At 35.7% G+C, this 6,206-nt stretch carries 6 protein-coding genes; all 6 read left to right on the forward strand.

Features of this window, described 5'->3' with window-relative positions; all coding sequences use genetic code 11:
• The first annotated feature begins 36 nt into the window (after positions 1–36).
• The 6 genes from yycF to rlmH all read left to right on the forward strand — a co-directional run bounded on the left by yycF (position 37) and on the right by rlmH (position 6,027).
• Complete coding sequence (gene yycF, locus TJ68_RS04450; RefSeq protein WP_040928968.1) at positions 37–735, forward strand: response regulator YycF; 699 nt, start codon at positions 37–39, stop codon at positions 733–735.
• Positions 736–2,583 (forward strand): cell wall metabolism sensor histidine kinase WalK, encoded by a 1,848-nt coding sequence (gene walK / locus TJ68_RS04455; RefSeq protein ID WP_040928969.1) that lies wholly within the window; start codon positions 736–738, stop codon positions 2,581–2,583.
• Complete coding sequence (locus tag TJ68_RS04460) at positions 2,576–3,886, forward strand: YycH family regulatory protein (RefSeq protein ID WP_040928970.1); 1,311 nt, start codon at positions 2,576–2,578, stop codon at positions 3,884–3,886. The genes walK and TJ68_RS04460 overlap by 8 nt, the downstream gene beginning before the upstream one ends.
• Before the next feature lie 68 nt (positions 3,887–3,954).
• A complete protein-coding gene (gene yycI / locus TJ68_RS04465; RefSeq protein ID WP_238316033.1) occupies positions 3,955–4,638 on the forward strand; it encodes a two-component system regulatory protein YycI in 684 nt (227 codons plus the stop codon).
• Entirely contained in the window at positions 4,635–5,435 is an 801-nt protein-coding gene (locus TJ68_RS04470; RefSeq protein ID WP_420329224.1) for an MBL fold metallo-hydrolase, read from the forward strand. The genes yycI and TJ68_RS04470 overlap by 4 nt, the downstream gene beginning before the upstream one ends.
• A gap of 112 nt (positions 5,436–5,547) precedes the next feature.
• Positions 5,548–6,027, forward strand: coding sequence for a 23S rRNA (pseudouridine(1915)-N(3))-methyltransferase RlmH (rlmH, locus tag TJ68_RS04475; RefSeq protein WP_040928972.1), 480 nt, complete (start codon positions 5,548–5,550; stop codon positions 6,025–6,027).
• Positions 6,028–6,206 lie beyond the last annotated feature (179 nt).

Genomic DNA, 6,206 nt, shown 5'->3' on the forward strand with positions numbered 1-6,206 from the left:
AGAGATATATTATTTTCTCTAGAACGGGGGAAAACAATGCCAGCTAAAATAGTTGTAGTTGATGATGAAAAGCCAATCGCAGAGATTTTAGAATTTAACTTACAAAAAGAAGGTTACGAAGTTTTAATTGCGCACGAAGGTAACGAAGCCCTTGAACTAATATTGGAAGAAGTACCAGATCTTATTTTGCTCGATATTATGTTACCGGGTAAAGATGGTATGGATATTTGTAAAGAAGTACGTAAATATCATGATATGCCGATTATTATGTTAACAGCAAAAGATGACGAAATCGACAAAGTACTGGGTTTAGAACTTGGTGCGGATGATTACGTTACAAAGCCATTTTCAGCACGTGAATTAATTGCACGTGTTAAGGCAAACTTACGCCGTAAAACACCGTCAACTGAAGAGGCTAAAAAAGATGAAAACATCATCACAAATCGTGAGATTACGATTGATCTAGATGCATATCTCGTTAAAAAGAATGATGTTGAAGTTGAACTTACACAACGAGAATTTGAGTTATTAAAATATTTAGCACAGTATCCAGGACAAGTGATGACACGTGAACATTTACTTGAAACAGTTTGGGGTTATGACTACTTCGGAGACGTACGTACTGTAGACGTAACAATCCGTCGTTTAAGAGAGAAAATTGAAACAGATTCAAGCCATCCGGAGTACATCTTAACACGCCGTGGTGTCGGATACTTTTTAAAAGGTGACGACTAAATGCTGAACTATTGGCGTCGAAACATTCAATCTCTTCAAGTTAAACTCGTCGTTATATACGTTTTATTAATCATTATCGGTATGCAAATTATCGGATTATATTTTACAAACGTATTAGAACGAGATTTAACAGAAAACTTTAAAAGTAACATCGAGTCACAAATTGACTTAATTGAAACTCGTATCGTCGAGCTCGATAGCGAACATGAAAACAATCGTAGTAAATTTCAGCAAGAAGTACAAAAAGTGATCGATGATTATGGTAATCGTTCAGATATTAATGAAATTCGATACGTAAACTCTGATCAAATACTTCTTGCAACGAGCAAGATATCTAACGAATCGACGTTAAACTCTCGAGTGAACATCAAAGAGTTAAACGAAGCGTTAGAAACTGGTACTCAAAACGATGATATATTCGTTAGTAAAGCGGATGATAACAAACGTATGTGGATTGTGAACTCTCCTGTTATTGCACACGATAAAGTAATTGGAAGTCTATACGTTGCGTCAAACATCGAGAACGTATATTCGCAACTCGAAAAAATTAACAATACATTTATTATCGCAACTGCGATATCACTCATTATTACGACAGTGCTCGGTATATTTGTTGCACGTACGATCACAAAACCGATTATTAGTATGAGAAACCAAGCGCTTCTCATGTCTGAGGGGAACTATACGTCTCGCGTACAAATATATAGTGATGATGAAATTGGTCAACTTGCTGAATCGTTCAATATCTTGTCCAAACGCGTTCAAGAAGCACAAGCGAATACCGAAAGTGAGAAGAACAGACTAGACTCTGTTATTACACATATGTCAGACGGTATTATTTCATCTGACAGACGCGGTGGAATACGTCTCGCAAACGACACAGCATTATATATGTTAGATGTTAAGTACGAAGATATTTTAAATAAAAATATGATTACAGAACTCGGACTTGAAGACGAGCTCGAATTATCCGACATACTAGATGATCGTGATACGTCTCACTTAATATTTTTAGAATCTAAAGAAGGTAACCGCATCGTCCGTGTGAACTTTAGTGCTATCGTTAAAGATACAGGATTTGTCAGTGGATTTATCGCTGTAATGCATGACGTTACAGAACAAGAAGAATTCGAAAGAGAGCGTCGTGAATTCGTTGCGAACGTATCTCATGAGCTGCGTACCCCACTCACTTCTATGCACAGTTATATTGAGGCCTTAGAAGACGGAGCATGGCAAGACGAAGAAATTGCGCCACGATTTTTAAAAGTTACACGTGAAGAAACAGAACGTATGTCACGACTCGTTGAAGACTTACTTCAACTTTCACGTATGGACAGTGAAGTCGAAGAAATCAACAAAGAAGTTGTGAACTTTAATATGTTCTTAGAAAATATTATCGAACGATTCACAGTAACGTTTAAAGATGAGGTTGTATTTACTAAAAATATACCGAATAAACCAATCTATTCTGAAATCGCAATAGATAAGATGATGCAAGTGCTTGATAACGTTATAACTAACGCTATAAAATATCAAACACGCACACCTAAAAAGGTGGAATTCCACTTACAAGAGAACACGTTATACAAACGCATGACGTTAAGAATAAAAGACCACGGTCTCGGAATACCGGGTAAAAATGTCAATCAAATCTTCGAGCGATTCTATAGAATCGATAAATCACGTACACGTCAAATGGGTGGTACTGGTCTCGGACTCGCAATTTCTAAGGAGATTGTCGAAGCACACGACGGTAAAATTTGGGCGACGAGTATTGAAGGTGAAGGCACGACGATTTTCATTAACTTACCTTGTTTAGATATTGAAGAGGATGAGTGGGATGAATAAAGAACATGTCAAAACAGTGATGCTAACGTTACTCGTCATTGTAAGTTGTATACTCACATATAAAAGCTGGAGTTATACTGCAGAATTCGAAACTATTGATACGACACTTTCACCGTCACCGATGGCCTCTCAAGGTGAGGATGTGACGTTTGGTGATGTGATACGAGCGTACCAAATTGTCTATGCGACAGAACAAGAAGAAATTGGAACAGTCGATAAAGATGTAATTGCTGAAATTCGGAAGTTATTTAACGAAAAAGAGGTTCAATTTTTAAATCATCCAGAAAGCATTAATCAGTTAAAAGCAGATGCACTTATTGAAGGTAGCGAGATGCTTTTAATTGATTATTACTCAGAAATACCTGCACGTACATTTTTTACGATGTTAAAAAGTGAAATCGATGAGAATTTTGTAGATTTTCAGTTTGATCGTGTGTTTCTAGAGTTGCATGATAATTACGTCGTTTTTAACTTTTTTAATAGTGAACGTACGATGTTTATACCTTACAGAATTAATGTCGGAAAAAATGAAATCATACAGATTATCAATCGAAATAGCGACAAATTTACGGACTATTCGATGGTGATTACAAATGAAGCAACCTCAAACAGACTGACAGCGATATACGGTCCAAAGTCGCCAGGTAAAAAGACTGTACACCAGTTTATACCATCGACAATTAGTGTTTCTGCAATGAACGAAACACTGTTTACTCAATCAAATATAGAACAAAAACAAACAAAAGATATTACAGTGTACGAAGCAGATACTGAAATCGCCACGTACACATCGAGTAATTATCAATATACGTTTATGAATTTAAAAGGATCAGACGTTAACGAACTGTCCCCCTATCGTTCAATTGAAAAGTCGTTCATCTTTTTAAATGGACATATGGGCTTAACGTCTAGATATACTCTATTTGAGTATGATGGTGACGATAAACTCGTAGTGTATCGACCACTTTTAAACAACTATATCGTTTTTAGCGATGAGATTATGAGTGAAATTTACGTGAAAATCGGTAAGACGACAATCACAGAGTATAGTCGACCGATGATTCAGTTAAACGCTAATATTCCTTCTGATTTAAGTGTGACGTTAGATGATATTGAAAAAGTACGTTACCAAATTGTCTTACACGAAGATTATGAGTTATCAAAAGTAAGCAAAATAGTCATCGCATATGACTTAAAGCACAATACGGATCAAAGTGAATTAAACGTCGTTGAGTATACGCCAAATTGGTATATTTTATATGATGGAGAATGGATAAAATACGATATTGGAGAGGAAGCGTAATGGATTGGAAACTGAGTAAATCTATATATATTACAGTGTTTTAATCATACAATATCGTATTGTTAATCGTGCTATACAATCAATATAATATACAAGAACGTCACGAATCGAGTCGTAATCAGTCGATAAGTAAAAGTGCAGATTATAAAACAAACGTCGATGCGTTAAAAAATATAAAATTATCCGTATTAAACGGTGTACAACAAGAATTTCAGTCTGAAACTGGGACTGATCAAAGTGGAACGATTAGAAATATTGTTGAAGTAAAAGATTTAGAATTAGATGCGACTATAGTTAAAGCGCATATTGATAAAGAAATATATAGAGGCAGTGAGTATACATTTGATTCAGAAAATAGTACTTCCGACATGATTTACTATAATCAAATGTACGACTCCCTTCCGATATTCAATATTAACGCAGCGCGTATTAAAGTAGTTAGAGCGGGTGATAACGCATTGCGTTTTGAACAGGGGTACATTTCTAATATCTCTGTAAACGAATATTCAAAACAAGTTCAAGTGAATGATCCGATTAAACTTGCTGAAGAACTTGCTCAAGAAAAGGTAATTTCAAATGAAGCGGTTATAAAATCGAGTACACTCGGTCATTACGTCGTACTTTTAAACGATGAAAATCAACAAGTATTATTGCGACCGAAATGGAAACTAGTCATTGAAGAAGATGATAGAACGCGTATTATTTACGTAGATGCAATCAATGCATCTGAAGAAATAATTGAAGGTGAGTGACATCCACAATGAAAATGAGCGTACTTGCGAGCGGCTCGACAGGGAATTGTATATATGTTGAGTCCGAATCAGGTAGTCTTTTAATCGATGTGGGTCTTACATGTAAACGAATAGAACTTGCGTTAAATAAAATCGAGCGATCACTAAACGATATTGACGCGATTTTAATCACACATGAGCATAGCGATCATATAAAAGGATTAAAAGTCATCGCAAAGCGTTATAACATACCGATATTTGCGAACAAAAAGACATGGCAAGCCATTGAATCTAAAAACATTCACGTCAATAGAGAGCAAAAATTTGAATTTAACGCATTAAACTATAAAGAAATTATCGGTTTAGATGTCGAATCATTCAACGTATCACATGATGCGGTAGATCCACAGTTTTACACCCTATCACAAAATGACAAAAAACTATCCGTTATTACAGATACTGGATATGTCTCAGATGAGATGAAGGGCATTATAAAAGACAGTGATGTCTTCGTATTTGAATCTAACCACGACGTCGATATGCTCCGTGCGGGTAGATACCCATGGATGACAAAGCAGCGCATATTAAGCGATGTTGGGCACGTATCAAACGAAGACGCTGCACATGCTATGAAGGACGTTATTACAGATCGTACGAAGCGAATTTATTTATCGCATTTAAGTCAAGACAACAACATCAAAGAACTCGCACGAATGAGTGTAGAACAAGTGTTAAATCATCATGATGTCGATACAGTGTCACATGTGGAATTACACGATACAGATAAAGACGAACCAACGAGAATATACACATTATAAAAGTTATCCACAGGGATATGTGTATAACTACTGAATAATGTGGATAACTTGGGGACCAAGTGTGGAATACTTGGTCCTTTTCTGTGAATAAGTTTAAAAAGAAGGTGAAAATATGAAAATAACGATCATTACTGTTGGAAAATTAAAAGAGAAATATTGGCGTGAAGCGGTTAAAGAATATGAAAAGAGACTCAGTAAATATGCGAACGTCTCACTTGTTGAAGTAAAAGACGAGCCAGAACCAAATAACGCGAGTGAAAAAGATATAGAGAACATAAAACATAAAGAAGCGGAACGTATTTTATCAAAAATAAAATCAAACCAACACGTCGTCACGTTAGAAATAAACGGGAAAGCACACTCGTCAGAAAGTTTTGCGAAACAATATAACAACTGGAAAACGCAAGGAAAAAGTAACGTCGTATTCGTCATTGGGGGAAGTAATGGAATTGGAGAAGACGTTTTGAAACGATCAAACGAAGCAATCAGCTTCGGAAAAATGACCTACCCCCATCAAATGATGAAAGTCATATTACTCGAGCAGTTATTTAGGGTGAATAAGATTTTGAATAATGAGAGTTATCATAAGTGATGCGGTTTTTTAAAATATTCAAAAATTTTGGTTAGAATCCTCAAAGTGATTCTGACCAAATATTATTTTTGAGTATCTTTTTCAACTATCATCATTCCCTCTAATAAAAAAGACAAGCAACTATGACGTGCACCCCTTAAATTGGACTTAATATCCAACTAAAGGGGTGCTTTTGTATG

This window comes from Nosocomiicoccus massiliensis, assembly GCF_000438455.1.
GTDB classification, from domain to species: domain Bacteria; phylum Bacillota; class Bacilli; order Staphylococcales; family Salinicoccaceae; genus Nosocomiicoccus; species Nosocomiicoccus massiliensis.